Source organism: Streptomyces sp. NPDC058758, assembly GCF_042746075.1.
Lineage (GTDB): Bacteria > Actinomycetota > Actinomycetes > Streptomycetales > Streptomycetaceae > Streptomyces.
Map to the genome: position 1 here is coordinate 168,198 of NZ_JBHYPS010000007.1, position 24,709 is coordinate 192,906.

Annotated in this window: 20 protein-coding genes; 12 read left to right on the top strand and 8 right to left on the bottom strand. The window is 76.0% G+C overall.

Annotated elements, in window-relative coordinates; translation table 11 throughout:
• Positions 1-142: 142 nt before the first annotated feature.
• On the bottom strand, positions 143-1,114 hold the full coding sequence (locus ACFW6A_RS12045) for an alpha/beta hydrolase family protein (protein WP_386480218.1): 972 nt from the start codon (positions 1,112-1,114) through the stop codon (positions 143-145).
• A gap of 252 nt (positions 1,115-1,366) precedes the next feature.
• Between ACFW6A_RS12045 and ACFW6A_RS12050 the strand changes: the two genes are divergently transcribed.
• The 6 genes from ACFW6A_RS12050 to ACFW6A_RS12075 all read left to right on the top strand — a co-directional run bounded on the left by ACFW6A_RS12050 (position 1,367) and on the right by ACFW6A_RS12075 (position 8,109).
• Positions 1,367-2,734, top strand: a complete 1,368-nt coding sequence (locus ACFW6A_RS12050; protein WP_351857086.1) for a deoxyribodipyrimidine photo-lyase — start codon at positions 1,367-1,369, stop codon at positions 2,732-2,734.
• A 283-nt stretch (positions 2,735-3,017) separates the two neighbouring features.
• A complete protein-coding gene (locus ACFW6A_RS12055; RefSeq protein WP_351857078.1) occupies positions 3,018-3,668 on the top strand; it encodes an alpha/beta hydrolase in 651 nt (216 codons plus the stop codon).
• A gap of 314 nt (positions 3,669-3,982) precedes the next feature.
• The gene (locus ACFW6A_RS12060; protein ID WP_351857080.1) at positions 3,983-4,471 is read left to right on the top strand and encodes a DUF1269 domain-containing protein; all 489 of its coding nucleotides are present in this window, start codon (positions 3,983-3,985) and stop codon (positions 4,469-4,471) included.
• A 156-nt stretch (positions 4,472-4,627) separates the two neighbouring features.
• A complete protein-coding gene (locus tag ACFW6A_RS12065; protein WP_386640229.1) occupies positions 4,628-5,722 on the top strand; it encodes a chemotaxis protein in 1,095 nt (364 codons plus the stop codon).
• Positions 5,723-5,854: 132 nt separating this feature from the next.
• Positions 5,855-6,373, top strand: coding sequence for a MarR family winged helix-turn-helix transcriptional regulator (locus ACFW6A_RS12070; RefSeq protein WP_386486673.1), 519 nt, complete (start codon positions 5,855-5,857; stop codon positions 6,371-6,373).
• A gap of 155 nt (positions 6,374-6,528) precedes the next feature.
• A complete protein-coding gene (locus tag ACFW6A_RS12075) occupies positions 6,529-8,109 on the top strand; it encodes an SDR family oxidoreductase (protein ID WP_351857084.1) in 1,581 nt (526 codons plus the stop codon).
• A gap of 59 nt (positions 8,110-8,168) precedes the next feature.
• On the opposite strand, the gene ACFW6A_RS12080 is transcribed toward ACFW6A_RS12075, so the two are convergent.
• Entirely contained in the window at positions 8,169-10,487 is a 2,319-nt protein-coding gene (locus ACFW6A_RS12080) for a SpoIIE family protein phosphatase (RefSeq protein WP_386640232.1), read from the bottom strand.
• A gap of 200 nt (positions 10,488-10,687) precedes the next feature.
• Here ACFW6A_RS12080 and ACFW6A_RS12085 point away from each other — a divergent pair, with 200 nt between their 5' ends.
• Complete coding sequence (locus ACFW6A_RS12085; protein ID WP_351857185.1) at positions 10,688-11,452, top strand: D-Ala-D-Ala carboxypeptidase family metallohydrolase; 765 nt, start codon at positions 10,688-10,690, stop codon at positions 11,450-11,452.
• Between the two features lie 78 nt (positions 11,453-11,530).
• Here ACFW6A_RS12085 and ACFW6A_RS12090 read toward each other — a convergent pair whose 3' ends face one another.
• Positions 11,531-12,067, bottom strand: a complete 537-nt coding sequence (locus tag ACFW6A_RS12090; RefSeq protein ID WP_351857183.1) for an NUDIX hydrolase family protein — start codon at positions 12,065-12,067, stop codon at positions 11,531-11,533.
• Between the two features lie 332 nt (positions 12,068-12,399).
• On the opposite strand from ACFW6A_RS12090, the gene ACFW6A_RS12095 reads away from it, so the two are divergent.
• Positions 12,400-13,920 carry a chitinase gene (locus tag ACFW6A_RS12095; RefSeq protein ID WP_386640236.1) on the top strand — a complete coding sequence of 507 codons (1,521 nt, stop codon included), beginning with the start codon at positions 12,400-12,402 and terminating at the stop codon, positions 13,918-13,920.
• Positions 13,921-13,980: 60 nt separating this feature from the next.
• Here ACFW6A_RS12095 and ACFW6A_RS12100 read toward each other — a convergent pair whose 3' ends face one another.
• The 4 genes from ACFW6A_RS12100 to ACFW6A_RS12115 form a co-directional block, all read right to left on the bottom strand.
• The gene (locus tag ACFW6A_RS12100; protein WP_351855844.1) at positions 13,981-14,829 is read right to left on the bottom strand and encodes a carbohydrate ABC transporter permease; all 849 of its coding nucleotides are present in this window, start codon (positions 14,827-14,829) and stop codon (positions 13,981-13,983) included.
• Entirely contained in the window at positions 14,826-16,154 is a 1,329-nt protein-coding gene (locus ACFW6A_RS12105; protein ID WP_351855847.1) for an ABC transporter permease subunit, read from the bottom strand. Before ACFW6A_RS12105 ends, ACFW6A_RS12100 begins: the two co-directional genes overlap by 4 nt.
• 12 nt (positions 16,155-16,166) lie before the next feature.
• Positions 16,167-17,492 carry an ABC transporter substrate-binding protein gene (locus tag ACFW6A_RS12110; protein WP_386640239.1) on the bottom strand — a complete coding sequence of 442 codons (1,326 nt, stop codon included), beginning with the start codon at positions 17,490-17,492 and terminating at the stop codon, positions 16,167-16,169.
• Positions 17,493-17,624: 132 nt separating this feature from the next.
• Positions 17,625-18,920, bottom strand: coding sequence for an ABC transporter substrate-binding protein (locus ACFW6A_RS12115; protein ID WP_386640242.1), 1,296 nt, complete (start codon positions 18,918-18,920; stop codon positions 17,625-17,627).
• 165 nt (positions 18,921-19,085) lie between these two features.
• Here ACFW6A_RS12115 and ACFW6A_RS12120 point away from each other — a divergent pair, with 165 nt between their 5' ends.
• From ACFW6A_RS12120 to ACFW6A_RS12130, 3 genes are all read left to right on the top strand, one after another.
• Complete coding sequence (locus tag ACFW6A_RS12120) at positions 19,086-19,592, top strand: PadR family transcriptional regulator (protein WP_031003756.1); 507 nt, start codon at positions 19,086-19,088, stop codon at positions 19,590-19,592.
• Positions 19,589-20,362: an ABC transporter ATP-binding protein gene (locus ACFW6A_RS12125; RefSeq protein WP_386640245.1), complete on the top strand. Its 774-nt coding sequence runs from the start codon at positions 19,589-19,591 to the stop codon at positions 20,360-20,362. The genes ACFW6A_RS12120 and ACFW6A_RS12125 overlap by 4 nt, the downstream gene beginning before the upstream one ends.
• Before the next feature lie 90 nt (positions 20,363-20,452).
• Positions 20,453-22,795: an FtsX-like permease family protein gene (locus ACFW6A_RS12130; protein ID WP_386640248.1), complete on the top strand. Its 2,343-nt coding sequence runs from the start codon at positions 20,453-20,455 to the stop codon at positions 22,793-22,795.
• Positions 22,796-22,972: 177 nt separating this feature from the next.
• On the opposite strand, the gene ACFW6A_RS12135 is transcribed toward ACFW6A_RS12130, so the two are convergent.
• On the bottom strand, positions 22,973-23,986 hold the full coding sequence (locus ACFW6A_RS12135) for a zinc-binding dehydrogenase (RefSeq protein ID WP_386485426.1): 1,014 nt from the start codon (positions 23,984-23,986) through the stop codon (positions 22,973-22,975).
• A gap of 123 nt (positions 23,987-24,109) precedes the next feature.
• On the opposite strand from ACFW6A_RS12135, the gene ACFW6A_RS12140 reads away from it, so the two are divergent.
• Entirely contained in the window at positions 24,110-24,706 is a 597-nt protein-coding gene (locus ACFW6A_RS12140; protein ID WP_386485420.1) for a TetR/AcrR family transcriptional regulator, read from the top strand.
• The last annotated feature ends 3 nt before the right edge of the window (positions 24,707-24,709 follow it).

Here is a 24,709-nt window from a genome sequence, read left to right on the forward strand (position 1 = left end):
CGCCCCCGCCCTCCCCGTGGCCGCCCGACACGGACACGCCCGCCACGCAACCGGGCCCGGCGGGGACCGGCAACGGAGCGGCACGGGGGTCTGGGCCCGGGCCCAGACCCCCGTCCGCCGGGCTGTGCCCGGGCACAGCCCGTCAGGAACCCAGCGGGCAGGTGCCCCGGTACTCGTCGATCGTCAGACTCGGCCGCGGCAGCGGGCAGAGGAACTGCTCGTAGCGGGTGTCGTCGTCGATGAAGCGCTTCAGCCACGCCAGGCTGTACTTGGCGATCGTCGTGTTCGACGTGTTGGGCGTGAAGTGCGTGGCGCCGTTCAGCTCCAGGTACGCCTTGTCCAGACTGTCCGGGAGGCTCTCGTAGAACGGCTCGGAGTGGGTGGCGACGGGCGCGATCGTGTCGCCGTCCGCGCCGATGACCAGCGTCGGCGTGCTGATCTCTGGCCAGGTCTTGTCCGTGTTCCAGCCGGTGAGCGGCACGGCCGCCTTCAGGCTCGGGCGGCTCTTCGCCGCTTCGAGGGTGCCGCCGCCGCCCATCGAGTGGCCCATCACGCCGAGCCGGGAGGCGTCGACGCGGCCGCGGACCGTGCTCTTCTGGGTGAGGTGGTCGAGCGCGGCGAGGAGCTGGCGGCCCCGGCTGTCGGGCTGGTCGACCGTGGTGATCGTGTCGATGACGAAGACGACGAAGCCCTGCGAGGCCAGCCGCGGCCCCAGCCAGGCGACCGAGGACTGCGTGGCGGTGAACCCCGGCGAGATCGCCACCGCGCCGAAGGTGCCGTCGGCGGTGCTCGTCGGGTAGTAGATGGTGCCGCCGCCGAACCCGGTGGCGGCGAGCGAGGAGACCGAGGTCTCCGCGACCGCGTACGGGCCGCGCAGCGCCTCGATGCTCGACTGGGTGGGGGCGGGGCCGCGCTCGTACGGGTTGCCGGTCGCGGCTCCCGCGCCCGGGGCGAGGAGCAGCGCGAGGCCGGCGGCCGAGGCGGTGGCCGCGGCAAGGTATCGCTTCACGACGAAGTCGTCCTCTCGTGTCGTGGTACGGCCGTCCCGGGGGGAGGGGCGGCCGGTGCCGTGGGGCGGCCCCGCCACTGTGAGGGCGCCGCGGAACGCCGTCATCGGCACAATCACCGGTCCCGCGCGCATCCGGAAGCGGCCCCGCCGCCGAAGGGGGCACGGGACCGCCGCGGGCCCGAACGCCCGCCGCCCTCCCCGCACCTCCCGCGAACCACCGCCCCACCCGGGCCCGTCCGGAAGCGAAACGCCCCCGTGAACGACACCCCGCGCACCCCCGCCGCCTCCGGTGACGCCGCGGCCCCCCGTACCGCCGCCGCCTCCGGCGGTGTCCCGGCTCCGCGCACCGCCGTCGTCCTGTTCACCGCCGACCTCCGCGTCCACGACCACCCGCCGCTGCACGCCGCCCACCGGTCAGCCGACGCGCTCGTGCCGCTCTTCGTCCGCGACCCGGCCGTCGACCGGGCCGGCTTCGCCGCGCCCAACCGGCTCGCCTTCCTCGCCGACTGCCTCGCCGACCTGGACGGCGCGCTGCGGGACCGGGGCGGGCGGCTGGTCCTGCGCACAGGCGACCCGGTGGACGAGGTGTGCCGGGTGGTGCGGGAGACGGGCGCGGAGGAGGTGCACACGGCGGCGGGCAGCACCGCCTTCGCCCGCGCCCGCGAGGCCCGGCTGCGGCGCGCCCTGGAGGCGTACGGCTGCCGCCTGTCCGTGCACGACGGCGTCGACTCCGTCGTGCCGCCCGGTGACGTCGTCCCGCAGGGATCGGACCACTTCGCCGTCTTCACCCCGTACTTCCGCCGCTGGGCGGACCAGCCGGTACGGGCCCCGCTGCCCGCCCCGCGCGCCGTCCGCGTCCCCCGCCACGTGGGCTCCGAGCCGCTGCCGTCGCGCGCCGACGTGCCCGGTACGTCCGCGGGGCTGGCCGCCGGGGGAGAGGGCGAGGCGAGGCGCCGGCTGCGGGCCTGGCTGTCCCGGCACCTCGACGCGTACGAGGACCGCCACGACGTCCTGGACGACCGGGCGGGCGACGGCACCTCCCGGCTCTCGCCCTTCCTCCACTTCGGCGCGCTCTCCCCGGCGGAGGCGGTCCACCGGGCCCGCGCCCACGGCCCCGGCGCGGGCGCCGACGCCTTCGTGCGCCAGCTGTGCTGGCGCGACTTCCACCGGCAGGTCCTCGCCGCCCGGCCCGCCGCCGCCCACGCCGACTACCGGCCCCGCCACGACCGCTGGCGGCGCGGGAAGGAGGCGGAGCGGGACCTGGCGGCCTGGCGGGAGGGCAGGACCGGCTACCCGCTGGTCGACGCGGGGATGCGACAGCTGGCCCACGAGGGCTGGATGCACAACCGGGCCCGGCTCGTCACCGCCTCCTTCCTCACCAAGACCCTCTACCTGGACTGGCGCGACGGAGCCCGGCACTTCCTGGACCTGCTGGTCGACGGCGACGTCGCCAACAACCAGCTGAACTGGCAGTGGGTGGCCGGCACCGGCACGGACAGCCGCCCCAACCGCGTCCTCAACCCGGTGCGCCAGGCCCAGCGCTACGACCCCGAAGGGGCGTACGTGCGCCACTGGGTCCCGGAGCTGGCGGGCCTCGAAGGGGCCGCCGTGCACGAACCGTGGCGGCTGAAGGGCCCGGACCGGGCCGCGTACGCCTACCCGGACCCGGTCGTCGGGCTCGCCGACGGCCTCGAGCGCTTCCGGACGGGCCGCGCCTCGGACTGAGGGCCCGACGCCGCTTCGACGCACGGTCGACGCGCCGTGGACGCCGGCCTCCCGCCGCGGGACCCTGGAGGTCCCCGGACGGGAGGAGCGGCGCCGTGACCGCGAGCGGCCACCCGGAGCGGCCGTCCGGTGAAGGAACGCGCGCGGCGACCCGGCGGGCCCGGCGCCCGAGCGCCGGCGCCGCCCGGTGAGGTCCCTAGCCCTCCACTCCCCGGGGCCCGGCGGCCGGCCCGTGACAGACTGCGGTCCTCGGCCGTCACCCGGACGGCCCACGGGAGGTCCGATGTCCGTACGTCCCCGGCCCGCCCCGTTCCGGGAACCGCTCGTGCGGTACGGAGCCGAGGCCCCGGCCGGCGCGGTGCTGCTGCTGCACGGCGGACGGGCCGACGGGCTGGAGGCCCCGCCGCTGCTCAACCTGCCGGCCCTGCGCATGCGGCCCTTCGCCGAGGCCGTGCGGCGGGCCGCGCGCGGGCGGCCGGTCCTGGTCGCCGAGGGCCGCTACCGGCACCGGGGCTGGAACGGCGAGCGCGCCGACGCCGCGCGGGACGCCGAGGCCGCGCTCGCCGGACTGCGGGCACGCTTCGGGCCGCTCCCGGTCGTCCTCGTCGGCCACTCGATGGGCGGGCGGGCTGCGCTCGCCGTCGCCGGTGACCCGGCCGTGCGGGGCGTGGTGGCCCTCGCGCCCTGGTGCCCGCCGGACGAGCCGGTCGCCCACCTCGCGGGCCGCCGCCTCCACCTCCTCCACGACGAGGCCGACCGGGTCACCGGGGCCCGGGACTCCTGGGCCTTCGTGGCCCGGGCCCGGGAGGCCGGCGCGGACGCGACCGGCATCCCGATGCCGACCGGCGGCCACGCCATGCTGCGCGGCGCCCGCCTCTGGCACCGGCGCGCCGCCGAGCTGGCCCTGGAGACCCTGGCCCCCACGCCCGCCTGACCGCCCCCCCCCCGGACGCCCCGGCGGACAGGGGGGCCCAGGGCTTCGCGCGGGCCCGCCGGCCGCATCGCTCCCGGGGCGGGGTCCCGGGCCCCGGCGGCGGTGCGTGCCGCCCTGCCGTGCGGCCGGTCCGGTGCCGCACCGCCGACGGTGCGGCCCGGCCCCGAGAAGGACGGGAGGCCCCGATTCGCGGGAACGGACATATCGGGACAGGATCGGGCGGAGAGATCGGGTGGAGAGCGGGGCGCGCGACGACGCCCCCGCACGGTCGTACGGTCCCGGACCCTCCGCCCCGCGCGTCCGAGGAGGCGGCAGTGGCCGAGCTGATCGTGATCGGGTACGACGACCCCGCCGTCGCCGAGGAGGCCCTCGGCACGGTGCAGGAACTCCAGCGCGACCAGGTAGTCGTCCTCAACGGGCTCGCCGTCGTCTCCGTCGACGCGGAGGGGCGCACCCACGTCGACACCTCGAACCGGGTCGTCGGGGTCACCGCCGCGACGGGAGCCCTGTGGGGCACCATCTTCGGCATCCTCTTCCTCGTCCCGGCGGTCGGCGCGCTCACCGGCGCCGCGCTCGGCGGACTCGTCGGCCGGCTCAGCCGGTCCGGCGTCGACGAGCGCTTCCGGCAGCAGGTCGGCGACCTGCTGCGGCCCGGCTCCGCGGCGCTCGTGGTCATGGCCGCGAAGCTCACCGAGGACAAGTTCACGGCGGCGATGCGGCGGCACGGCGGCACCGTCCTGAAGACCTCCCTCAGCGACGCGGACGAGAGGGAACTCGCGGAACAGCTCGCCGGCCCCGCCTGACCCGGACGCCCCCTGACCCGGATGCCCCGGCCCCCGGTCCCGGATGCCCCCGGCCCCGGGCGACCCGTACCGGCCCGGTACGACCCCTGCTTCGGACGACCGTCCGATTCCCCGTTCGGGCATCAGCCCGCCCGTCCCCACAGGAAGGCCCCGTCCATGGAACCCGTGCTCAGCAGTGAGGTGCTCGCGAAACTGCGCCGGCCCCGGCCCTACCCGGCCGTCTCGCTGGTGATGCCCACGCACCGCCGCGAACCGGACAACGCCCAGGACCCGGTGCGCCTGCGCAATCTGCTCGCGGAGGCGGAGAAGGCGCTCACCGGCGACCCGGACGTGCCGCGCGAGCGGCGGCTCGACGTCCTCGACCAGCTGAGCCGCGCCGCCGCCGAGGTCGACCTCGCGCACGCGGAGGACGGCCTCGTCATCTACGCCGCGCAGGGCGAGCACCAGGTGTGGTCGCTGCCCCGGGCCGTGCCCGAGCGGGTGGTCCTCGCGGACACCTTCCTCACCCGGAACCTCGTCGCCGCCCGCGCCGCCGAACAGCCCTACTGGGCGCTCGCCGTCGCCGCCGACCGGGTCTCCCTGTGGAGCGGCAACCCCGAGCGGACCGTCGAGGCCGTCCGGGACGGCTTCCCGCTGACCCGCAGCCTGGAGGACCCGGACGCCGAACGGAAGGAACGAGTCGGCGACGTCCCCGGCGCCTTCCGGGACGAGGCCACCCGGCAGTTCCTGCGCGAGGCGCACGAGAAGCTGCGGGGCGTCCTCGCCTCCGAGCCCCGTCCGCTGTACGTCCTCGGCTCGCCCGAGGCGCTCGGCCTGGTGGAGGAGCTGGGTTCGCTCGGCCCCGGCACCGTCACCGTGCGGCACGGCGGTCTCGCCGACGGGCCGGCCGCCGCCGTCCACGCCGCCGTCGAGCCCTCCCGCGCCGCCCGCGAGGCCGCCGCCGTCACGGTGCTCACCGCCGACCTCGACGCGGCCCGCGGCCGGCGCGAGTTCGCCGGCGGCATCGACGAGGTGTGGCGGGCCGCCAAGGAGGGCCGCGCCCGGCTCGTCGCCGTCGAGGACGACTACCGGACGGTCGTGCGCGAGGAGGGCGACCACCTGGAACCGGCCGAGGCCGGCGACGCGGGTGCCCGGGACGACATGGTCGACGAGATCGTCGAGCGGGCCCTGGACACCGGCGCCGAGGTGCGCTTCGTCCCCGGCGGCACGCTCGACGGCCAGGGGCGCATCGCCGCCGTACTGCGCTACTGACGGGCCCCGCTCGCGGCAGGAGGCGGGACGCGCGGCAGCGGGTACCCGGCCCCGTGCCTGGCACGGCCCGCCGTCCGCGCTGTATACGCTGGTCACGTGGCCGGCGGACAGGGGAAGCGCGAAGTGCGGGACGTGCGGAGCAGGCAGAGCGATCAGGGCGATCAGGGCGGTCGGGACGGTGGGCTCCCGGCGGCGGGGGCCGTCGGGGACGTCGGACTGCACCGGTTCGCCGTCGCGCTGCGCCGCACCCTCGGCGAGCTCAACCGGGTGGCCCACGACTTCGCCGCCGGCCAGCGCCTGCACCCCACCGACGTCCAGGCCCTCTCGTTCGTCCTCGACCACGAGGGCCCCGTCACCCCCGGCCTGCTCCGGACCCATCTGGGGCTGACCTCGGGCGCGGTCACCGCCTGCCTGGACCGGCTGGAGAAGGCCGGGCACATCCGCCGGACCCGTGAGAGCGCCGACCGGCGCGTCGTGCACGTCGAGTACGCGGACGGCGCCATGGCCGTCGCCCGCGACCACTTCCGGCCGCTGGCGGAGGCGACCGAGAGGGCCCGCGAGCGGTTCGACGAGACCGAACTCGCCACGGTGCTGCGCTTCCTGGACGCCCTCAACGCCGAACTGTCGGAACAGCGCGCCCCCCGTACCTGAACCCGCCTCCCCGGCACCCGGCCCCGGGCCCGGCACCGTCCGTGGCGCATCCGCGGAGGCCGCCGAGAGGGAAGGGACGAGACGAGGGGGCGAGCCCCCGCTCGCTCCGGTCCCATGGAACGGAACGGAACGGAAAAGAACGGAACGGAACGGCCATGACCACACCTTCCGAGCCCGAGCTCCGGCCCGAGCCCGAGTCCCCGCCCCCGTCCGGCGACGTGCCGCCGCCCGGGGCCCGCTGTCTGGTCACCGGGCCCGGCGGCTACATCGGCGGGCGGCTCGTCCCGGAGCTGCTCGACCACGGCTTCCGCGTCCGCTGCCTCGCCCGTACCCCCTCCCACCTGCGGGACTTCCCCTGGGCGGGGCGGACGGAGATCCTCCGCGGCGACGTCACCGACGCGGAGAGCCTGCGGGAGGCCCTGCGGGACGTCGACGTCGCCTACTACCTCGTCCACTCCATGAGCTCGACGGCCGACTTCGAGGACACGGACCGGCGGGCCGCCCGCACCTTCGCCGCGGAGGCCCGGGCCGCCGGGGTGCGCCGGATCGTGTACCTCGGCGGCCTCACCCCCCAGGGCGTGCCCCCGGACCGGCTCTCCCCGCACCTGCGCTCCCGCACCGAGGTCGGCGACATCCTCCTCGCGTCCGGCGTCCCCACCACCGTCCTGCGGGCCGCCGTCGTCATCGGCTCCGGCTCCGCGTCCTTCGAGATGCTCCGCCACCTCACCGAGCGCCTGCCCGTGATGGTGACCCCCAGCTGGGTCCGCACCCGCGTCCAGCCCATCGCCGTCCGGGACGTCCTGCGCCTCCTCGTCGGCAGTGCCCGCATGCCCGCCGACGTCAGCCGCGCCTTCGACATCGGCGGCCCCGACATCCTCACGTACCGCGAGATGATGCAGCGGTACGCGGCCGTCGCCGGCCTCCCGCGCCGCCTGATCCTCCCCGTCCCCGTGCTCACCCCGCGCCTCTCCAGCCTCTGGATCGGCCTGGTCACCCCCGTGCCGGCCGCCCTCGCCCGCCCGCTCGCCGAATCGCTCCGCCACGAGGTGGTCCGCGCCGAGCACGACATCGAGCGGTACGTCCCCGATCCGCCCGGCGGGCCCGTCCCCTTCGACGAGGCGCTCGCCCTCGCCCTGAAACGGATCCAGGAGGCCGACGTGACGACCCGCTGGTCCTCCGCCGCGTACCCCGGCGCGCCCAGCGATCCGCTGCCCACCGACCCCGACTGGGCCGGCGGCAGCCTCTACACCGACGAGCGCGACCGCGCCGTCCGCGCGGACCCCGCCGACCTGTGGCGCGTCGTCGAGGGCATCGGCGGCGAACACGGCTGGTACTCCTTCCCCCTCGCCTGGGCCGTCCGGGGCCGCCTCGACCGGCTCTCCGGCGGCGTCGGCCTGCGCCGGGGGCGCCGCGACGCCCACCGCCTCCGCGTCGGCGACGCCCTCGACTTCTGGCGGGTCGAGGAGGTCGAACCGGGCCGCCTGCTCCGGCTGCGCGCCGAGATGCGCCTCCCGGGCCTCGCCTGGCTCGAACTCCGCGTCACCCCGGCACCCGGTGGCCGCGCCCACTACCACCAGCGCGCCCTCTTCCACCCCCGGGGCCTGGCCGGGCACCTCTACTGGCGCGCCATCGCCCCCTTCCACACGGCGGTCTTCGGCACCATGGCGGACAACATCGCCCGCGCCGCCGAACGCGCCGGACGTGCCGCCGACCCCGCCGGCGCCGCACCCCGCTGACCGTCCCGGCCCCGTGCTCCGCCGACCGCCGCGGCCGGCGGAGCACGGGGCCGGGACGGTCAGTCCTCCTCGTCCGCCGGGTCCTCCTCCTCGTCCACCCGGAACGCCAGCATCGCCGTGTCGTCGCGGTGGTCGGAGAGGCCCTGGAGGACGCGGAGGAGGTCGGGGAGGGAACGGCGGCGGCAGAGGGCGGCCTCGGCGGCCAGCCGGCGCTGGCCCTCGTCGATGGGGGCGGACGGGGTCTCGATGAGGCCGTCCGTGTACAGGAGCAGGGTGTCGCCGGGGCCCAGCACGTGGGTGTGGGTCGTCCGGAGGAGGTCGGAGGCCACGCAGAGCGGCGGGTCCGCGGCGCCGGGGAGGTAGCCGGCGTCGCCGGAGGCCGAGACGACCAGGGGCGGCGGATGGCCCGCGCTGGACCAGGTCATCAGCCACGTGCCGTCCGGCCGGTGGTGCAGGACCACGTGCAGGGCGGTGGCCAGCGAGGCCGTGCCCAGGCCCGCGGAGACGTGGTCGAGCCGGGCCAGGACCGCGTCCGGCCTGGCCCCGGGGCCGCCCGCGTACGCCAGGGCCCGCAGCATGCTCCGCATCTGGCCCATGGCCGTCGCCGCCGTCAGGTCGTGGCCCGCCACGTCCCCGATGCCGAGGACGAGCGTGCCGTCCGGAAGCGTGAAGGCGTCGTACCAGTCCCCGCCGATCTCCCCGCCGGCGACGGCCGGCTGGTACCGCGCGGCCAGCGTCCCGCCCCGCACCGACGGCGGCTCGGTCAGGTGCGCCCGCTGGAGGCCGAGGGCGGTGCGCCGCGCCCGCTGGAGGTCCACGACCTTCCGGATCGGGCGCTGGGCGTGGTGGAGCACCTCCCGCAGCAGCTCGGTCTCGGCCGGACCGGGGACGGGCGTGTCGCCGTTGCTGCTGGTGGCGGCGTAGCCGAGCACCAGGTCGTCGACGATCAGCGGGATCAGGGTGAGGCTGGTGGCCCCCGAGGCGTGCAGCCAGCGCTCGCTGACCGTCGGGATCAGCCCCGGCGGCAACGGCGTGCCGGGCTCCAGGAGGAAGGTGACGGGCTCCCGGCGGTCCAGGACCGCCCGCACCGCCGGGGTCACCGCCACCCGCTGGCCGCGCAGCGCGGGCGGGGCCGGCAGTCCGGGCCGGGTGGCCGACGCGATCCGGCGCGCCGTCACCTCGGCGTGCTCCGGCAGCGGCCAGCCCTCGTGCGAGAGCAGCAGGATCAGGCACGCGTCGGTCAGCTCCGGCACCACCACCTTCACCACCTCGGCGAACGCCTCGTGCAGGCTCGCCCCCGACACCGCCGCGACCTTCCCGAGGAGCCGCTCGCGCAACCGGGTGCCCCAGGCGCCCTCGACGTCGGCGGTGGCCGACACCCACTCGGTGAGGCCGCCGTCCCGCAGGACCGGTACGGAGCGGGTGGTCAGGTGTCGGTACGAACCGTCCGCCGCCCGCACCCGGAACGTCGCCTCGAAGACCCGGGGCCGCCCGCCGCCCGCCGCCGCCCGCCGCCAGGCCTCGCTCAGCTTCTCCCGGTCGCGCGGGTGGATGTGCGCGTACCAGCCGGCGTCGGCCCGCGGGTGCCAGGGGGCCCCGGTCAGCTGCTCCCAGCCGGGGACGATCTCCTCCATGGAGCCGTCGGCCCCCATCACCCACACCATCTGCGAGATGGCCGAGACCAGCGCCTCGTAGCGCTGGAGCGCGAGGGTCTCGGCCGTGGTGTCCATGGCCAGGACGAGGATCCCGGGGCCCCGGTCGGTGGTGACCGGGCTGCACGAGTAGACGAAGTGCCGGGCCTGCCCGGGTGCCCCGGGGTCGGTCCGCCGCTCGCCGACGACCTGCCGGGCCCGGCCCGTGACCCGTACGGAGTCGATCACCGCGAGGAAGCGGTGCCCGTCCGGGTCCGGGAACGCGGCACGGGCCGGCAGCCCGATCCCGCGGTGGCCGAACATCCGGGTGAACGCGGAGTTGGTGTAGAGCAGCCGGTCCTCGGGCCCGGCCAGCACGGCGACGGCGGCGACGGCCCCGTCGAACATCCGCGGATCGACCGGCGCCCCACGCGCCCCGTCCTCCGGCGTCCCGCTCAGCCCGTCCCCCGGAGCGTCGCCCGCCCCGTCCTCCGGCGCCCCGCTCACCCCGTCCCCGCCCGCCGGCGTACGCGCGCCGGTGCCGGTCCCGGCGCCGTTCGCCGTCGCGCCGGTCTCCGGCCCGTTTCCGGGGGCGCCGGGTGCCGTACCGGTGCCGTGGTCGTTTCCGGGGGTGTGCGCGGCGGGTCCGGCCTCCGGGGCGCCGTGGGGTGCGGTGGCGGTCGGGTTCGGGCCGGGCACGGCCGGGCCGGGGCCGGCCGGCCCTTCCGCGCTCCCGTCGCCCTTCACCCCTTCATCATCGCGGCGCGGGCGGCTCCCGGCCCGTCGCCCCTCGGCCGTCCGGGGGCGTCCCGCGTGGTTGACGCGCGTCGACCCGAAGGGCCAGGCTTCCTCCCGACAGGCTCCCTGACAGATGCATGACACGGCGAGCCGCCGTGCCGTGCCCCGTCGCGCCCGGTTCGCGCGCCCGCCGAGGTGGAGGTCCCCCGATGCTCCTGCACACCCGCGCTCCCGCTCCCGCCGTGTCCCCCGTGGCACGGCTCCTGCTCGCCCTCGTCCTGCTGGTCGCCGGCCTCACCGGCGTCGTCGCCGGCGCCGGCCCCGCCCGCGCCGACGGCTGTTACACCTGGTCGCGCACCCTCTCCCAGGGGGCGACCGGAGCCGACGTCACCCAGCTCCAGATCCGGGTCGCCGGCTACCCCGGCTACGGCGGGGTCCTGGCCGTCGACGGCTCCTACGGCCCGGCCACCGCCGCCGCGGTGACCCGCTTCCAGTCCGCCTACGGCCTCGCCGCCGACGGCGTCGCCGGGCCCGCGACCTTCAGCAAGCTGTACGCCCTCCAGGACGACGACTGCACCCCGATCCACTTCAGCTACGCCGAGCTGAACACCTGCAACACCACCTGGGCCGGCGGGGCCGTCAGCGCCGCCACCGCCAAGTCCAACGCCCTGCGGACCATGTGGAAGCTGGAGGCGCTCCGGCACGCCCTGGGCGACCAGTCCATCCGGGTGACCAGCGGCTTCCGCAGCAGCGCCTGCAACGCGGCGGTCGGCGGCGCCTCCGACAGCCGTCATCTCTACGGCGACGCCGCCGACCTCGGCTCGGGCCCGCACTCGCTGTGCCGTCTGGCCCAGCAGGCCCGGTACCACGGCTTCAACGGCATCCTCGGCCCGGGCTACCCCGGTCACTCCGACCACGCCCACGTCGACCACCGGCCGAGCCGCTACTGGTCGGCCTCGTCCTGCGGGATCTGACCCCGGGGCGGCGAGACACGCACCGGCCCGGTCGCGCACGCGCGCGACCGGGCCGGTGCCGTCGGGGCGGGGGGCGGTTCAGCAGGTGACGCCCACGTGCGCCAGCGCCTGCTTGAGGAGGACGCCGTGGCCGCCGGGCATCTCGCTCTGGACCGCGGGGGAGGCCGCCTCGTGGGGGGTGAACCAGACCAGGTCGAGCGCGTCCTGACGGGGGCGGCAGTCGCCGCTGACCGGGACGATGTAGGCGAGCGAGACGGCATGCTGGCGGGGGTCGTGGAACGGCGTGATGCCGGCGGTGGGGAAGTACTCGGCGACCGTGAAGGGCTGGAGGGAGGCGGGCACGCGCGGGAGGGCGACCGGGCCGAGGTCCTTCTCCAGGTGTCGCAGCAGGGCGTCCCGGACGCGCTCGTGGTGCATCACGCGGCCGGACACGAGCGTGCGGTTGATCGTTCCGTCGGCGCCGATGCGGAGCAGCAGTCCGATGCTCGTGACCTCACCGCTGTCGTCCACCCGTACGGGAACCGCGTCGACGTACAGGATCGGCATCCGGCCGCGGGCCGTCTCCAGCTCGTCCGAACTCATCCAGCCGGGCGTGGTCTCAGTCATGTCAGACATCGCCTGATCATACTTTCCGCCACGGCCGCGCGGCCACGATTCCGGCATCCGCCGTCCGGGTGGCCGGGGCGTGCGGGCCGCGGGACCGGTCCCGACGCTTGGTCAAGGGGAGGGAAAATCACGGGAATTGGTCTAGTCCAAGCCTGTTCCGGGTGGGCAGGGGAAACGCGCGACCACGCGCCCGACAGGTCTAGTCCAGTCTCGGTCCGGGCTGTTGACCCGCTTCCGCGCCGCCCCCTATCCCAGTACCCGGCACCTCGCCCGGCTTCCACCCGGCAGGGGCCTCCCGACCACGTCCCGACCACCCCTCACACCTCCGGGGAATGACCGACATGAGAAGCACGCGCCCCCTCCGGGCCCTTCTGGCCACCGTCACCACGGTCGTGGCCGCCGCCGGCCTGACCGCGCTCGGCGGCGGCTCCGCCCAGGCCGCGACACCCCTGCCGAACCGCGTGTTCGCCCCGTACTTCGAGGCGTGGACCGGCGAGAGCCCCGCCGCGCTCTCCGCCCAGTCCGGCGCCAAGCACCTCACGATGGCGTTCCTCCAGACCGCCGCCAAGGGCTCCTGCACGCCGTACTGGAACGGCGACACGAGCATGCCGGTCGCCGCCGCCACCTTCGGCGCCGACATCAAGACCATGCAGGCCCGCGGCGGCGACGTGATCCCGTCCTTCGGCGGCTACACCGCCGACACCACCGGCACCGAGATCGCCGACAGCTGCACCGACGTCAACCGGATCGCCGACGCGTACGAGAAGGTCCTCACGACCTACGACGTCACCCGCCTCGACATGGACATCGAGGTCGACTCCCTCGACAACACCGCCGGCATCGACCGCCGCAACAAGGCCATCAAGGTCCTCCAGGACCGGGCCGCCGCCTCCGGCCGCACGCTGGAGATCTCCTACACCCTGCCGACCACCACCGGCGGCCTCGCGTCGAGCGGCCTCGCCGTCCTCAAGAACGCCGTCGCCAACGGCGCCCGCGTCGACGTCGTCAACCTGATGACCTTCGACTACTACGACAACGCCGTCCACGACATGGCCAAGGACACCCAGACCGCGGCCCAGGGCCTCTACAACCAGCTCGCCAAGCTCTACCCCACGAAGAGCGCCGCCCAGCTCTGGGGCATGATCGGCGTCACCGAGATGATCGGCGTCGACGACTTCGGCCCCGCCGAGACCTTCACCCTCGCCAACGCCCGCACCGTGTACGACTGGGCCGTCGGCAAGGGCATCAACACCCTCTCCTTCTGGGCGCTCCAGCGCGACAACGGCGCCTGCCCCGGCGGCGCCGCCGCCGACCACTGCTCCGGCATCGCCCAGAACACCTGGGACTTCAGTCACGTCTTCGCCCCGTTCACCGGCGGCACCACCACCCCCGCCGACGACTTCTCCGTCACCACCGGCCCCGCGAGCGGCACCGTGACGGCCGGCGCCTCCGCCACGACCACCGTCGCCACCGCGGTCACCGCCGGCTCCGCCCAGCCCCTGAACCTCACCGCCTCCGGTCTCCCGGCCGGCGTCACCGCGAGCTTCAGCCCCGCCTCCGTCACCGCCGGAGGCTCGTCCACCCTGACGCTCTCCACCGGCGCGACGGCGGTCTCGGGGACGTACCGGATCACCGTCACCGCGGCCGGACCCTCCGCCGCGCACACCGCCACCTACGACCTGACGGTCACCGGCGGCACCCCCCGGTGCACCGCCGCCCCGTGGGCGAAGGCCACCACCTACACCGGCGGCCAGCAGGTCTCCCACCAGGGCCACACCTGGAAGGCCAAGTGGTGGACGCTGGGCGAGGAGCCCGGCACCACCGGCGAGTGGGGCGTCTGGCAGGACCTCGGCGCCTGCTGACGGCCGCCCCGCCCCCCCGGTCGCCCCCCCCCCCCCCCCGGGGGGGGGGCGACCCGCTTCCTACTTCACCGAACCGGCCATCACCCCCCGCACGAAGTGCTTCTGGAAGGCGAGGAACACCACCAGCGGCACGGCCAGGGAGAGGAAGGCGCCCGGCGCCAGGACCCCGATGTTGCTGCCGAACTGGCGCATCTGCGACTGGAGGGCGACCGTCAGCGGCTGGGACTCGCCGTCCGCGAAGAGCAGGGCCACCAGCATGTCGTTCCACACCCACAGGAACTGGAAGATCGCCAGACTCGCGAGGGCCGGCCGCCCCAGCGGCAGGACGAGCCGCCGGAAGATCCGCCACTCCCCGCCGCCGTCGAGCCGGGCCGCCTCCAGCATCTCCCGCGGGATCTCCGCGAAGAAGTTCCGCAGCAGGAACACGCCGAACGGCAGGCCGTACGCGACGTGGAAGAGGACCACCCCGGCCACCGTCCCGAACAGCCCCACCGCGCCGAAGAGTTTGGCCACCGGCAGCAGGCCGATCTGGACCGGCACCACCAACAGGCCGACCACCACGAGGAAGAGCGCGTCCCGGCCGGGGAACTCCAGCCAGGCGAAGGCGTATCCGGCGAGCGCCGCCACGCCGACCACGAGGAGCGTGGTGGGCACCGAGATCAGCACGGTGTTCCAGAACGCCCGGACCAGCCCCGCGTCGTCGAGCAGGGCGCGGTAGTTGTCGAAGGACAGCTGCGCCGGGTCGGTGAACGCCGTCCACCAGCCCTCCGAGGCGTTGTCCCGCTCCGAGCGCAGCGAGGAGAGCAGGAGCCCGGCCAGCGGGGTGATCCAGACGAGGGCGACCAGGACGAGCAGGCACTGCACGGCCGTGCTCCCCAGCCACCGCGTGACGCGCGTGGGCCTCCTCATGAGCCGCCCTTCCGGAAGCGCCTGATGTTGAAGACCATCGCCGGGACGACGAGCAGGAGCAGCAGCACGCTCAGCGCGCTGCCGAGGCCCTGGTCGTTGCCGCCGCCGAAGGAGACCAGCCACATGCGGGTGGCCAGCACGTTCGCCTCCTCCTGCACCGGGCCGGGGGCGATGACGTAGACGAGGTCGAAGACCTTCATCACGTTGATGACCAGCGTCACGAAGACGACCGTGAGGACGGGGGCGAGCAGCGGCACGGTGATCCGGCGGAAGATCTGCCGCTCGTTCGCGCCGTCCACCCGGGCCGCCTCCAGGACGTCCCGGGGGAGGGCGGCGAGCCCCGCCCCGATCAGCACCATGGAGAAGCCGGTCCACACCCAGAGGTAGGCGCCGATGATCGCCGGGGTGACCAGGGCGGGGCCGAGCCAGTCGACCCCCTCGTACCCGGCGGCGAAGTTGGCGGCCGGCACCCGCAGCCGGTACGTCCCCTCGCCGAGCCCGTCCAGGCGGAAGGTTCCGTCGGCGGCCGTCCGCGCCGACGCCACCGCCCTCCCGTCCCGGACCGCCTCGACCGTCATCCCGGGCAGCCCCTTCTCCCGGTCGTCGACGACCCCCGGCCGGCCGCCGGTCCCGGGCGTGAAGTCCAGGTAGACGGTCCCCGACAGGCCGTCCGGCGCGGGCGCGGGGGCCCGCGCCGGTTCCGCACCGCCCGGTACGGCCCCGGGGGCGACGCCCACGAAGGGCAGCACCGCCACGGAGCCCGCCCGCAGCTCGCCGGTGGTGTACCCGCCGGCCGGGCCGCCGGTGAGGCCCCGGCCGTCCCGGGCGCGGGCGGTCGGATAGGGCGAGGGTTCGGCGAAGGCGTCGTGGACGCCCACCACCACCGCGTTGAGGACGCCCCGGTCGGGATCCTGCTCGTACGCCAGCCGGAAGACGATGCCCGCCGCGAGGAACGACACGGCCATCGGCAGGAAGAGCACGAGCTTGAACGCCGTCGCCCAGCGGACCCGCTCCGTGAGCACGGCCAGCAGCAGGCCGAGCCCGGTGAGCAGGACGGGGGCGACCACCACCCAGACGGCGCTGTTGCGGAGCGCCTTCAGTGTGGCCGGGTCCCGCACCATCTCCACGTAGTTGTCCGCGCCGACGAACCGGTCGCCGCTCGCGTCGAACAGGCTGCGGCCGACGGAGAAGACCACCGGGTAGGCGACGAGCGCCCCGAGGAGCAGCAGGGCGGGCAGGGCGAAGGCGGCGCCGAGGAGCCGCCTCCTGCGCAGGGCGCGGCGCCGCGGATCCGCCGCGGCGCGCGCTGTCGGCTGCCGGTCCATGACGGGCCGGCCTCAGTTCCCGTACGCCTTGGCCGCCGCGGCCTCCAGGGCGGCCGCGGTCCGCTTCGGGTCCGAGGGGTCGCGGAGGAAGTCCTGGAGCAGCTTCCACTCGCCGGCGCCCTTGGTGCCGCCGAACGCGGCGGGTGCCTGGTCGGACATGTCGAAGCGGACGGTGTCGCCCGCCGCGACCAGCGAGGCGGCCGTGGCGCGGGCGGTGTCGTCCGCGTACGCCTCCGGCTTCACGTCCTTGTTGGGGGAGAGGAAGCCGCCGGCCCCGGCCCACACCTCGGCGGCCTCGGGGGTGGCCAGGAACTCCAGGAGCCGCATCCCGGCGTCCGCGTTCTTCGCGTCCTTGAGGACGACGGCGGCGTCGCCGCCGCTGACCACGGGCGGCTTCCCGGAGCCGACCGGCGGGAACGGGAAGAACTTCGCGTCCTCGCCCGGCTTCCTGCCGAACTCGTCCCTGGCGACGCCGCCGACGAAGTCGCCCTCGTAGACCAGGGCGGCCTTCGGCTCGGGCCCGAAGACCTTCTCCACGGAGCCGGGGAAGTCGGTCCGCAGCGCCTCGGTGGCGCCGCCCGCGACCAGCCGCTCGTCCTCGAACACCTCGGCCAGGGTGGTGAGGGCGGTGACGACGCTGGGATCGGTCCACTTCAGCTCGTGGCGGGCGAGCAGGTCGTACTTCTCCGGCCCCGCCTGCGACAGGTAGACGTTCTCGAACCAGTCGGTGAGCGTCCAGCCGTCCTCGCCGGCGACGGCGAACGCGGGCCTGCCGGAGTCGGCGAGGGTCCGCCCCGCCGCGAGGAGCGCGTCCCAGCTCTTCGGCTCGGCGACCCCGGCCTGTTCCAGCGCGTCGGGGGCGTACCAGACCGTCGACTTGTGCGCGGCCTTGAAGTACAGGCCGTAGTAGGCGCCGTCGACCGTGCCGTACTCCTTCCACACCGGTGCCAGGTTCCCGGTGGCGGTCGTGGCGGTCTTCTCGGAGAGCGGCTTCAGCCATCCGGCCTTCGCGAACTGCCGGAGGACGCCGACCTGGGGGACGAGCACCACGTCGGGGGCGTTGCCGCCCTCGATCTTGCTGCCGACGAAGGTGGAGACGTTGTCGCCGGAGGGCACGAACACGGTCTTGGCGCCGGTCTTCGCGCTGAACGCGTCGAGGACCTTCTTGAAGTTCTTCTGCTCGCCGCCGGTCCACACGCCGGCGACGGTGACGGTCGTGCCGGCGAGTTCGCCGCCGGCGGCCTTCGGGTCCTCGGAGCCGCAGGCGGTGAGCGCGAGGGCCAGCGCCGCGGTGAGCGCGCCGCCGGCGCGGAGGGTCGTGAGGGAGGGTCGTCGCATGGTCGTCCTTCCTTCGCTTCGATGCATTCATGTTAAGTAGCGAAGACGAATCCGTGTCAACGGTGGCGACCCAACAGGCTTGGTATGGAGCTGATTTGGGCAGCACTGAGGAAGGTCCGGACGATCGGCTACCTAACGCGCAGGCAGAGGGTTCCAGGAAGGGAGGGACGGGATCGCCGCCAGTTCACGGGTCAGCCGCCGGGCCCCCTCCTCCGGCGAGGCCCGCAGCGCCAGCACGTCCTGTGCCACCACCTGCACCGCCAGGCTCACCTGGTCGTACCGCGCGCTCTTCGGCCGCGGCACCGCCGCCAGCACGCTCTCCCGCAGGATCGGCAGGTACGGATGGGCCCTCACCAGCTCCGGATCCGCGTACAGCGAGGCCCGCACCGGCGGCAGCGAACCCCGCGTCAACACCTGCCGCTGCACCCGCTCGCTCGTCAGGTACGCGAGGAAGTCGGCGGCCGTCGCCGGATGCCGCGACCGGGCCGACACCGCCAGGTTGGAACCGCCCAGCACGCTCCGGCCCGGCCCGTGCGGACCCGGCAGCGGAACCGCCCCGAACCGCCCCGCCACCCCCGACCCGGGGCGCGCCGCGTCCGCGTACACGTACGGCCAGTTCCGCAGGAAGAGCAGCCGGCCCTCCTCGAAGGCCCGCTTCGACTCCTCCTCCTTGAACCGCAGCGCCTCCGCCGGGATCCAGCCCTCCCGCACCCCGCCCGCCAGGAACGACAGCGCCGCCCGCACCGCCTCCGCGTCCGCCTCCGCCCGCGCGCCCTCCTCGCCCGGCACCGTACCGCCCGCCGACCGGATCGCCTCCGTGACGTTCACCGCCAGCCCCTCGTACGGCAGGAACTGCCCCGCGTAGCCGCCGAGTCCGTGCCGCGGCGCCAGCGTCCGGGCCAGCCGCGCCAGCTCCGCCCAGGTCCGGGGCGGCCGCTCGCCCGCCGCGTCCAGCACGTCCTTCCGGTAGTACAGCAACCCCGCGTTGGTCACGTACGGCACCGCGTACAACCGCCCCCGGAACGTCGCCGTGTCCACCACCGGCGGCAGGAACGCGCCCAGGTCGAACCGCGCCCGCTCCAGCGGCGCGATCAGCCCCGCCGCCGCGAACTCCGACGTCCACGCCACGTCGATGTTCAGCACGTCGAACCGGCGGCTCCCGGACCGCAGTTCGCTCAGCATCTGCGCCCGCGTCTCGTCCGCCGCGTCCGGCAGCTCGACCAGCGACACCCGCTCCGCGGGCCGCCCCGCGTTCCACTCCTCCACCAGCGGCGCCAGGTAGTCCGTGAGGTCCCCCGCCGTCACGAACGTCAGCGCGCCCCGCCCCCCGGCCGCCCCCGCCCCGCCCGGCGGCGCGCCCCCGGCGCACCCCGCCAGCAGGACCGCCACGACCAGCGCGCCCCTCGCCACGGACCGTACCCACCCCATGCGCACCTCCCGGACGCGGTGCCCCGCGCGACGGTCCATCGTGGCAGGACCCGGCGCGGGCCGCATCGGTGATACTGGTCCGGCGGACCCGGCGACCGCCGGTCCAGCGGCCCCCGGGCCGCCGCCACCGGCCGGGAACGGCGCACGACACGGAAGGGGGAGCGCGTGCGGCAGCAGCTGCTGGCACTCCTCACCCGGGGCCCCGCCCACGGCTACGAGCTCAAGCAGGGCCTTGAACAACTCCTCGGCTCCGCCTACCCTCAGCCCAACGTCGGCCAGGTCTACGTGACCCTCGGCCGGCTGGAGAAGAGCGGACTCATCGAGGGCGAGGACGTCGAACAGACGGGCCGCCCCAACAAGCGGATCTACCGCCTGACGGACGCAGGACGGGAGGCCGTCGCCGCGTGGTTCGAGGACACCACCGACGAGCCCAGGGTGCGCGACGGGTTCTTCATGAAACTCGCCCTCGCCCCCCTCTCCGGGCTCGCCGACCCGATCGCCCTGATCAACCGGCAGCGGCGGCAGCACCTCAACACCATGCGCAGCCTCTCCCGGCTCGCCGCCGGCGAGGACCGCGACAACAAGATCGCCCAACTCCTCATCGAGGGCGCCATGCTGCACCTCCAGGCGGACCTCGACTGGCTGGAGCGCTGTCAGGAGGAGCTCGAATGACCGAGCCGGACACCGCGGGGAAGCCGCCCCCGCCGGGCGTCATCGTGCGCGCCGAGGGCCTGTCCAAGACCCACCGCGGCGACCGCGCCCCCGTCCACGCGGTGCGCGGCGTCGACCTCACCGTCCGCGAGGGCGAGTTCGTCGCGATCACCGGTCCCTCCGGAGCGGGCAAGTCCACCCTCCTCCACCTCGTCGGCGGGCTGGAGCGCCCCGACGCCGGCCGCCTCTGGATCGGCGGCGAACGCGTCGACGGCCACGGCGAGGCCCGCTGGGCGGTCCTGCGCCGCCGCGGCGTCGGCATCGTCTTCCAGTTCTTCAACCTCGTCTCCCACCTCACCGTCGCCGACAACGTCGAACTCCCCGCCCTCCTCGCCGGCGCCTCCCCCCGCGCCGCCCGCGCGAGCCGCGCTGGCCTCCTGGCCGAACTCGGCCTCCAGGGAAGGGAGAACGCCCTCCCGGGCGCCCTCTCGGGCGGCGAGCAGCAGCGCGTCGCCCTCGCCCGCGCCCTCGTCAACCGGCCCGCGCTCCTCCTCGCCGACGAGCCCGCCGGCAGCCTCGACAGCAAGGGCACCCGCGACGTCCTGCGCCTCCTCGCCCGCTTCCACGCCCGGGGCCAGACCATCCTCATGGTCACCCACGACGCCCGGATGGCGAGCGCCGCCGACCGCGTCATCAGCTTCTTCGACGGCCGGATCGCCGACGACGCCGCCCTCGGCGGCCCCGCCCCCGCACGCCTGGGGGTGACCGGCGTGCTCGACCTGGCGGACTGACCGGGACCGACGGGACCCACCCGAAGCGACCCGGACCGCACGGTACGGGCCGCGCCGGAGCGGCCGAGGAGAAGAGGGAGGGCGGAGCGCATGCGGGCGACCTGGCGGTGGGTCCACTCCGACCTCCGCACCCACCGGGGCGAAGCTCTCTTCGCCGTGCTCGCCAGCGCCGGCGTCATCGCCTCCCTCCTCCTCGCCGCCGCCCTCCTCGGCTACGCGGTCAGCCCCTGGCAGCGCGTCTTCCACCAGTCCCAGGGAAGCCACGTCTGGCTCCACGGACGTGACGGACGCGACGGCTTCGACCCGGCCGCCCTCGCCCCGCTCGCCTCCCTCGACGAGGTCGCCGCCGTCTCCGGCCCCTTCCGGACCGCCGCCGCCACCCTGGAGGCCGGCGGGACCCGCGCCGGCGTCGCCCTGCGCGCCACCGGCACCCGGCCGCCCGACACCGCCCGCCCCCTCCTCACCGACGGCCGCTGGCTCACCGCCGGTCCCCCGCGCGACCAGATCGTGCTGGAACGCACCCTCGCCCGCACCCTGTGGGCCGAACCCGGCGAGACCGTCACCGTGACCCTCTCCGGCCGCCACGGCCCCACCACCCGCACCCTGTACGTCGCCGGCGTCGCCGAGACCGCCGAGCCCCGCTACCGCGCCGGCCAGGGCAACGGCGTCGGCTGGCTCCTCCCCGACACCCTGGACCGCCTCGACCCCGCCGCCACCGGACAGACCGTCGGGCTGCGCCTGAAGGACCCCGACGACACCGACTACGCCGTCCAGCGCGCCGTCACCCTCCTCGGCGCCGAGCGGATCGACCAGGTCACCACCTGGCAGCAGGCCAGGGCCGACCTCGGCGGCGACGACCGGCTCCTCGGCCAGATCTTCGCCGCCTTCGGCCTCGCCGCCCTCCTCGCCGCGGCCGTCGCCGTCGCCGGCGCGGTCCGCGCCCGCGTCAGGGGACAGGCGGGCGACATCGCCGTCCTCAAGGCCGTCGGCTTCACCCCCGGTCAGGTGATCCGCGGCTTCCTCCTCCAGCACCTCGGCTTCGCCGTCGCCGGCGCGGCGCTCGGCACGGCGGCCACCCTCGCCTGCGGCCGGTGGATCCCCGGCCGCGTCGGCGACGCCGTCGCCCTCTGGCCCCGCATGCCCGGTCACCGCGCGGCCGTGACCGGCGTCCCCGTCGCCGCCGTCCTCCTCATCGCCGCCGCCACCGCGCTCGCCGCCTGGCGGGCCGGCCGCGTCCCCCCGGTCCCCGCCGCCCGCCGGGCCCACCCCGCCGCCCGCCCGCTCTCCGCCCTCGGCCGCCGCGCCCTCGGACTGCGCCTCTCCCCGGTCCTCGTCCTCGGCTGGCGCTCCGCCTTCACCGCGCCCGGCCGCGCCCGGGCCCTCGGCGCCACCGCCCGGCTCGCCCTCCCGATCGCCCTGATGACCGTGGCCCTCGTCGCCTGGTCGACCCTGGGCCAGTTCCGTACCGACCCGGCCCGCGTGGGCCGCGCCGCCGCCCTGACCGTACGCACCGAGCAGCCGGACTCCGCGGCCGACCGGGCCGCCGCGCTCGAAGCCGTCCCCGGCGTCGCCGACGCCGTCCCCGGCGCCGAGTTCCTCGCCCTCGTGCCCGGCCAGACCGCCACCATCACCCTGCGCGGCCTCGGCACGGCCGACGCCCCCTACCCGCACACGATCGCCGAGGGACGCGCCCCCGCGGGACCCGACGAGGCCGTCGCGGGGCAGGGCCTCCTGGACCTGCTCGGCGTCCGGGTGGGGGAGTGGGTGCGGATGACCGTCGGCGGCCGCCCGCAGATCCTCCACCTCGTCGGCCGCAGCATCGAACCCGACCACGGCGGCCGGGTCGTCTCCACCACCCTCGACACCCTCCGCGACGCCGTCCCCGACCTCCGCCCCGCCTTCCACGCCCTCGTCCTGCGCCCCGGCGCCGACCCCCGGCGGACCGCCGCCGCCGTCGCCGCCGCGACCGGCGGCGACGCCGAGATCCGCTCCACGGCCGACCCGGCGGGCGGCGAGGATGCCCCGCGCGGGGTCCTCGCCGCCCTCGCCGCGGTCCTCGCCCTCATCGCCCTCGTCGAACTGCTCACCCTGATCGGCACCGGGGTCCGCGACCGGGCGCGTGACCTGCTCGCCCTGCGGGCCGTCGGCCTGACGCCCCGCCAGATCGGCGCCGTCGTCGTCACCGCCGCCGCCCTCACCGCCCTGGCCGCCGCCCTGCTGGGCACGGCCCTCGGAGCGGCCCTCGGCCACCGCCTCGTCGACGCGGAGGCCGCCGCGACCGGCCTCGGCGCGGGCGTCGCCCGCCTCCCCGGCCCCGCGCTCCTCGGCGCCCTCGTCCTGGCCGTCACCGCGACCGGCGCCCTCGCCGCCCTGCCCCCCGCCGTCCGCACGGCCCGCCGCCGTCTCGCGGACTCGGCCGGGGAGACGTTCTAGCCCACCGGGCGCCGCCGCGCACGCGGACGGGCCCGCGCCGCCAGGGGTGGGGACGGCACGGGCCCGGTTCGGGGGGCCCGGTCACGAGGGCGCGGGTTCGGCCGGCCGGTTCGAGGGCGCCCGGTCAGGGGGCCGGATCAGGGGGCCGGGCGCGGCCGGTCGGTCCGGGGCCGCGGGTCAGGGGCGCAGGATCAGCCGGATCGGGTCGCCGGCCTTGCTCTCCAGCCGCTCCACCGCCTCGGCGGCCCGGGCGAGCGGGAGTTCGCCGCTGATCGACCCGGAGAAGTCGAGCCGGCCGCCCCGGACCAGCGCGAGCAGCTGCGGCAGCGCCACCGGCATGTCGGAGCCGTAGTGGCCCAGGACCTGCTGCTGGAGGTAGCTGAAGCGGGTGCCGTCGGCGACGGTGAGCGGCTGGTCGGTCAGGCCCACCAGGACCAGCCGGCCCTTGGGGGCGAGGACCGACAGCGCCTGCGCCCGGACGGCCGGGACACCGGCGAAGTCGAAGGCCGCCGCGAGACCGGCCCCGCCGGTCGCCGCGCCGATCCGCTCGCGCAGCGCCGGGTCGGCCGGGTCGAGCGCGAGGTCCGCGCCCCGGGCGAGGGCGCGCTCGCGGGCCGTCGGGTTCGGGTCGACCGCGACGATCGGGTACGCCCCGACGGCCCGCAGCAGCTGGACGGCGTGCACGCCGAGTCCGCCTGCGCCCCAGACGCCGACCGCCTCGGCCGGCCGGACGGCGCCCGTGACCGTGATCGCGCCCCAGGGGGTGGAGACCGCGTCCGGGATGATCGCGCCCTGGTCGAAGGGGATGGCGTCGGGCAGTTCGGTGAGGGCGTCCTCGGCGGAGAGCGCGTACTCGGCCCAGCCGCCGTCGTAGTCCACCCCGCGGGTGTGGGTGACGCCGTCGCGGACCTCGCCCGCGTACAGCACGACCCGCTGCCCCGGGGTCCAGCGGGTGACGCCGGGCCCGGTCTCCGCGATGGTGCCGGACACCTCGTGGCCGAGGGTGACCGTGTCGCCGGGCAGTAGCAGCGGGGTGAGGGTGCCGTCGATCAGGTGGACGTCCGACAGGCAGACGCCGGCGGCCTCCACCTTCACGAGCACCTGGCCGGGTCCCGGCGCGGGCTTCGCCACCTCCTCGATCCGCAGGGTGCGGCTGGGGACGTGCAGCCGGGCGGCGAGCATCTGCTCCATCACGTGACCTCCTCGACACGACGGCGACCCGGGGTTCGGGACCCCCTTAACGCAAGTCGCCTTGCGATGAAACGTACGCCCGTGCCTCCTGTAAAGCAAGTCGACTTGCGTTAGGCTCGGCACATGGCCCCCACCGACCCGTCCGTCCCGCCGCTGCGCCGCCGCGGCGCGCGGATGCGCACCGCCGTCCTCGCCGCCACCGTCGACGTCCTCACGGAGCACGGCCTCGCCGGCACCACCGTCGGCGCCGTCGCCCGCGCCGCAGGCGTCCACGAGACCTCCGTCTACCGGCGCTGGGGCACCCGCGAGAAGCTGATCCTGGAGGCCCTCGCCGAACAGCTCGACGCGGCCGTGCCCCTCCCGGACACCGGCGACCTCCGGTCCGACCTCGTCGGCTACTTCGGAGCCCTGGCCCGCCTCCTCGCGACCCCCCAGGGAGAGGCCCTGCTCCGCCTCAGCGCCGAACGCGACTCCGGCCTGCCGGACCACCGCCTGGCCTACTGGACCGACCGCCTCGACCGCGGCGCCGTCATGGTCCGCCGCGCCGTCGACCGCGGCGAACTCCCTGCCGGCACCGACCCCGCCCTCGTCATCGAGGCCCTCGCGGGGCCCCTCTTCACCCGCGCCCTCATCAGCGGCGCCCCCCTCGACGAGGACCTCGCCACCCGGCTGGTCGACCTCGTGCTCGGCGGCGCGCTCGCGCCGAAACCGGGTGCCTGAGCC

Excerpts from the sequence above, each read along its gene's own strand:
- ACFW6A_RS12105 (WP_351855847.1), bottom strand. The coding sequence starts at position 16,154 with ATGGACCGGCAGCCGACAGCGCGCGCCGCGGCGGATCCGCGGCGCCGC.
- ACFW6A_RS12090 (WP_351857183.1), bottom strand. The coding sequence starts at position 12,067 with ATGTCTGACATGACTGAGACCACGCCCGGCTGGATGAGTTCGGACGAG.
- ACFW6A_RS12135 (WP_386485426.1), bottom strand. The coding sequence starts at position 23,986 with ATGGAGCAGATGCTCGCCGCCCGGCTGCACGTCCCCAGCCGCACCCTG.
- ACFW6A_RS12100 (WP_351855844.1), bottom strand. The coding sequence starts at position 14,829 with ATGAGGAGGCCCACGCGCGTCACGCGGTGGCTGGGGAGCACGGCCGTG.
- ACFW6A_RS12095 (WP_386640236.1), top strand. The coding sequence starts at position 12,400 with ATGAGAAGCACGCGCCCCCTCCGGGCCCTTCTGGCCACCGTCACCACG.
- ACFW6A_RS12125 (WP_386640245.1), top strand. The coding sequence starts at position 19,589 with ATGACCGAGCCGGACACCGCGGGGAAGCCGCCCCCGCCGGGCGTCATC.
- ACFW6A_RS12085 (WP_351857185.1), top strand. The coding sequence starts at position 10,688 with ATGCTCCTGCACACCCGCGCTCCCGCTCCCGCCGTGTCCCCCGTGGCA.
- ACFW6A_RS12115 (WP_386640242.1), bottom strand. The coding sequence starts at position 18,920 with ATGGGGTGGGTACGGTCCGTGGCGAGGGGCGCGCTGGTCGTGGCGGTC.
- ACFW6A_RS12045 (WP_386480218.1), bottom strand. The coding sequence starts at position 1,114 with ATGACGGCGTTCCGCGGCGCCCTCACAGTGGCGGGGCCGCCCCACGGC.
- ACFW6A_RS12065 (WP_386640229.1), top strand. The coding sequence starts at position 4,628 with ATGGAACCCGTGCTCAGCAGTGAGGTGCTCGCGAAACTGCGCCGGCCC.
- ACFW6A_RS12055 (WP_351857078.1), top strand. The coding sequence starts at position 3,018 with ATGTCCGTACGTCCCCGGCCCGCCCCGTTCCGGGAACCGCTCGTGCGG.
- ACFW6A_RS12075 (WP_351857084.1), top strand. The coding sequence starts at position 6,529 with ATGACCACACCTTCCGAGCCCGAGCTCCGGCCCGAGCCCGAGTCCCCG.
- ACFW6A_RS12140 (WP_386485420.1), top strand. The coding sequence starts at position 24,110 with ATGGCCCCCACCGACCCGTCCGTCCCGCCGCTGCGCCGCCGCGGCGCG.
- ACFW6A_RS12110 (WP_386640239.1), bottom strand. The coding sequence starts at position 17,492 with ATGCGACGACCCTCCCTCACGACCCTCCGCGCCGGCGGCGCGCTCACC.
- ACFW6A_RS12130 (WP_386640248.1), top strand. The coding sequence starts at position 20,453 with ATGCGGGCGACCTGGCGGTGGGTCCACTCCGACCTCCGCACCCACCGG.